Genomic DNA, 4,181 nt, shown 5'->3' on the forward strand with positions numbered 1-4,181 from the left:
CCCTCTGGGGGAGGGTAGGGGGGACCCTCCCAGGGACCCTCCCCCCTTACCGGGCTTCCTTGAAAATCTCCCGCATCGTAGTCTCCCGACCATCGAGTGTAATCACGTCGTCGAGTCGATCCGCAAAACGTTCGGTCACGAGACGCTTCCACTCGGACATAAAATCATCTCGCAGTTCGCTGTAAAAATATGCGTTGGAGGCTCTTAAAGCCCCGATAGCCTGCGAGGGGCTATCGAAGTCCTGGCGTAGAACGGCTGGGATGAAGACCGTATCGTCATCATCCTCATACCGTTCAACCAATACGAGCCCGCTTTCTTCGAGCTCCGACAAGGCCCTGTCATACTGCTCCCTGCTAAGGCCAAAGTCCTTGAGCATCCGCCGCGTAACGGGGAAAAGGCCAGACATGTTTGAGCTTCTCCCAAAATGCAGAGCCACATATAGGTACTTTGACTTGGCATCCAGCTCGTAAAAATCAGGGTTATCCCAGAGCTCAACCGACAACTTGGCGTATCGAGGTTTTTTCCCCTTCGCCCGTTTTTTGTTCGTGGGGGCATTTGGAGGAGAGGACATTTCGTCAAGGGGGATGTCACTCGATTCTTGCCACTGCGGAAATTTGGGGGAAGGGGTCATAAGAGACGCCCCCTATCGTGCGCGACGGAGGCCAGCTCCTTGCAGGACGCGGGGAAATGCGCTATCCTTGGCAGAAGTCGATATTTCTTTCCTGGGGCGCGGTCGAGTCTGACGGCCGCGCCTTTTCCGTGCCAAAACATGAGCTTACCCTCAGACGGACTCCCTGGGGGCTCCTCCGCGGGGGAGGGACCGCTCCCAGGCCGCCAACTCCGAAAGCCGCCAACGCGAGCTCTTCCCGAACTTGAGGGGTGCGGGGAACTTCCCAGCCTGAATGTTGTTGTAAACTGTCGAGGCGCAAAGTCCGTACCGCGACCTGACTTCTCGCAGGGTCAGGTAACGCTCGTCAATCTGCTCCATCATTGCCATCTCGAAACCTCCTTGAAAAAGTTGAAAATCCATGAAACATCAGCCCTCTCGCGCTTTATGCGGGAGAGCTTCAGGGAGGATCGAGACAGCCGTGACGGGAGCGGGGTGCAGGCAGCAGGCGCCGGGCCATGCGACAGGGGCCGGGACGGCGACGCCGCCACGGGGCCTTTGGGCTATGAGGTTGAGAAGGGAATAGGATTACTGTGCCAAGGGTTAGCAGCCTTGGCCTGGATGGGTCGGATGGGTCTGGGTCACCGCCGCCGCCGTCATCCCCTCCGCCTCGGGAGGCAACCGCTGTTGAGCGGTGGGAACGCCTGGGGGCGCGGATGCGGACTCGACGCGGGGAAACCCTGGAGACGGGAGGGCGGTAGACGGGCCGCCTGCGCATCAGGCTCATAACCTTTAGGGCCGCAAGGCGACGGCATGCTTTAGGCCGCTCCCGCTCTACCAGCGCAGATCGTGCGTTGAAGCTCAGCTCGTCAAAAGAATTCCCGTACTCCTCTCGTGCCAGACGCTCCGCCTCGCACACAGCCCCCAGAATATCGCCGGGGTCTAGTCCCGGCCCCGTGAGTTTTTGATGCTCCATAATGGAGGTGAAACGAGGCAAAACCTCGTCGTTCTCGTCATAATCAAGGTTCAGGAGATATCTTGTTCGTTTATCGCCTCCGAAAGTAACACACAATTTTCCTCACCTCCTCTCTGTGCAATTTTGTCGGACTCTCTCCAGAACTGACCTTTTGGAGTTATCCACATCCATCATGGTACAAGCCCCTCCCCTGTGCGTCAACCCCAGCTTAGACGATCATGGACAATCATGGATTTAAGAAAAAGGCTTCCGGTTTTATTTCCGTATTTCTGCGGAGGGTCAAGGAAGACTATCCCCGGACGTCAGGAGAGCGTCAAGCCAGTCGGCCCAAGCCTGCATCATGGCCCGACGTTCCTCCCAATAGACGGAGCGGTTATAGACGCCACGAACTCCGCCCTGGATATGGGCCAGGGCCGCTTCGATTACGTCCGCACGATAGCCCAGGGTGTTGAGCGCCGTGCTCCCCAGGGAGCGGAACCCGTGGGCCGTCATCTCCTCGTTGCTGAACCCCATCGACCGCAGGGCGACCCGGACGGCGTTCTCCGACATGGGACGGCCGTCCATCCGCGCCGAGGGGAAGACGTATCGCCAGCGTCCTGTCAGGGGCTGGAGCTCCGTCAGGAGAGTAACCGCCTGGCGGCTCAGGGGGACGGCATGAGGGCGGCGTTTCTTCATCTTCTCCTCGGGGAGCTCCCAGACCGCCTCCTCAAGGTCGATTTCGCTCCATTCCGCCCGCCGCACCTCGCCGGGGCGTCCCAGGGTGTAGAGGCTAAACCACAGGGCACAGCGCACGACCGGAGAGCCCTGATAGGCGGCCATCCCCGACAGGAGCCTCTTGATGTCCTCCGGTCTGGTGAGCGCCGAGAAATGCTGCGGTTTCTTAGGGGCCAGGGCTCCCCTGAGGGCGGAGGAGACATCGGACTCACAGGCCCCCGTCGCAACGCCGTAGCGTGCCACCTGCCCGAAAATCTGCTTGATGCGCCGTGCCGTCTCGACGCGTCCGCTCTCCTCGATGGGACGCAGGACGGACAGCAGCTCGGGAGCCTTGATCTCGTCAAGCGGACGCTCCCCCAGGGGCGGAAACAGGAATGCCTCCAGCCGATACCGCACCGTCTGGGCATGGCCCGCAGTCCGAACCGGCTCGACGTGTTTCCCAAACCATTCCAGGGCCACGTCCGAAAACGTGGGCTTCTTGGCCGGATGGAGGACCTCATGAGGGGCTATCCCCCTGGCCTTGGCCTCTCTCAGCTCGTCGCGTTTGGCCCTGGCCTCGCCTAGGGACACGGCGGGATACTGCCCCAGAGTCAGCTTCCGCCGTGCGCCGCCCTCGGAGTAGCGCAAGCGCCAGAACCTCTTGCCGGTCGGCATGACCTCTAAAGACAAGCCGCCTGTGTCGTAAAGCGAGTAGCGCTTGTCGGCCGGCTTGGCCTTGCGTATCGCAACGTCCGTCAGCACCGTCTTCACTCCTCCCCTTGGCCCACAAAACAGAGAGCCCGGCCCACAATCCGGCCTCGAAGTGGCCCACAAGCGGCCACAATTTTCTCTCCGGCTCACAGCGCCGTTTCTTGGCCCACAGCTCCCCAAGAGTGGCCCACAGCCCTTGCCCCCTTGGCCACAATTTGCCTCCCTGGCCCACGGCTTCCCCAAGAGGGGATCACAGCCTTGCCCGACAAGGCGAGCGGACAGGCTCTCACGGCATAAAACCGGATACTCTCAAGTTTTACGAAGTGGCCCACAAAATAGGGGCCTCTGTGGCCTGTGGGCCAAATTGTGGGCCATTTGTGCTTGGATTTTAGCATATCAGGGTGGACTTTCATGGAGTAAAGACAAAAGAAAAACCCGCTTGGCAGCGGGCTTTTTGGAGAATCTTGGATATTCATAAAAAGACGATGGTGGAGCTAAAACACCGGTCCCGAAACTCACGACTCAATAATTCAGAAATAGGGGCAACTTATGCCGCCGCCCCTATGCTTTCAAGATCCCCAAAGGGATTGTGAGTGAAAACGCGGATACCCACCGTCTACTCCACATTAAGCTCCTCTTGATTATCCAAGAGCGGCCGCCTTTCTTTTCATTGGCTTCACCGGTTTAAGATCACTTGTACGTATACCAAATTCCTGATATAAAGGCTCAACTTGTGCCTTTAGATAAGCAATCTCTTCCTCAGGCGTCATATCTTTGACTTCCTCATAGAGGCGTAAGCGTATCGCATCCAGCTCGTCCTCAAATGTCTCAAACATCTTCTTGCTCATCATCCAGCACCTCCTTAGCTGTACAAATTACAACACTATTATACCCTTCTTCATGGTTGACTGCGGCAGTTAAAATCCTAGTTTTGGCACGATTGATATGCTTGAAATTATAGGAAACCACGCAATCAAGCCCGTAAATTGATGCGGTTGCGATATGCACCCCATCGAAGCGATAAGCGTTGGGGATAATCCCGTTCTTTATGTAACGCTCTGCCAAGTGCACAGCATCAAGACTGGGAGCTATAACCCTTATGCCGTATTTCTCGACAAGAGTCAGCATATCACTCCGTTTAGGCTCTGGCGCCCTTTTCAACTCCGCCATCACATATTCTGAAGCATACCCCTC

5 protein-coding genes are annotated in these 4,181 nt (G+C 57.6%); all 5 read right to left on the reverse strand.

The genetic code is table 11. The features are described 5' to 3' along the window. Positions 1-46: 46 nt before the first annotated feature. Entirely contained in the window at positions 47-631 is a 585-nt protein-coding gene (locus Q0176_RS02460; protein ID WP_299298929.1) for a hypothetical protein, read from the reverse strand. A gap of 150 nt (positions 632-781) precedes the next feature. After that, complete coding sequence (locus tag Q0176_RS02465; protein ID WP_299298931.1) at positions 782-997, reverse strand: AlpA family phage regulatory protein; 216 nt, start codon at positions 995-997, stop codon at positions 782-784. Between the two features lie 865 nt (positions 998-1,862). Beyond that, positions 1,863-3,038: an integrase arm-type DNA-binding domain-containing protein gene (locus tag Q0176_RS02470; protein ID WP_299298933.1), complete on the reverse strand. Its 1,176-nt coding sequence runs from the start codon at positions 3,036-3,038 to the stop codon at positions 1,863-1,865. A gap of 590 nt (positions 3,039-3,628) precedes the next feature. Beyond that, complete coding sequence (locus tag Q0176_RS02475; protein ID WP_124888807.1) at positions 3,629-3,835, reverse strand: hypothetical protein; 207 nt, start codon at positions 3,833-3,835, stop codon at positions 3,629-3,631. Next, a partial coding sequence (locus Q0176_RS02480; RefSeq protein WP_299298937.1) for a hypothetical protein occupies positions 3,816-4,181 on the reverse strand: 366 nt, incomplete at its 5' end. The genes Q0176_RS02475 and Q0176_RS02480, both read right to left, overlap by 20 nt.

Source organism: uncultured Fretibacterium sp., from assembly GCF_938040765.1.
Taxonomy (GTDB): domain Bacteria; phylum Synergistota; class Synergistia; order Synergistales; family Aminobacteriaceae; genus CAJPSE01.

Coding starts and splice junctions, on each gene's coding strand:
- Q0176_RS02460 (WP_299298929.1), bottom strand. CDS start 631: ATGACCCCTTCCCCCAAATTTCCGCAGTGGCAAGAATCGAGTGACATC.
- Q0176_RS02475 (WP_124888807.1), bottom strand. CDS start 3,835: ATGAGCAAGAAGATGTTTGAGACATTTGAGGACGAGCTGGATGCGATA.
- Q0176_RS02465 (WP_299298931.1), bottom strand. CDS start 997: ATGGCAATGATGGAGCAGATTGACGAGCGTTACCTGACCCTGCGAGAA.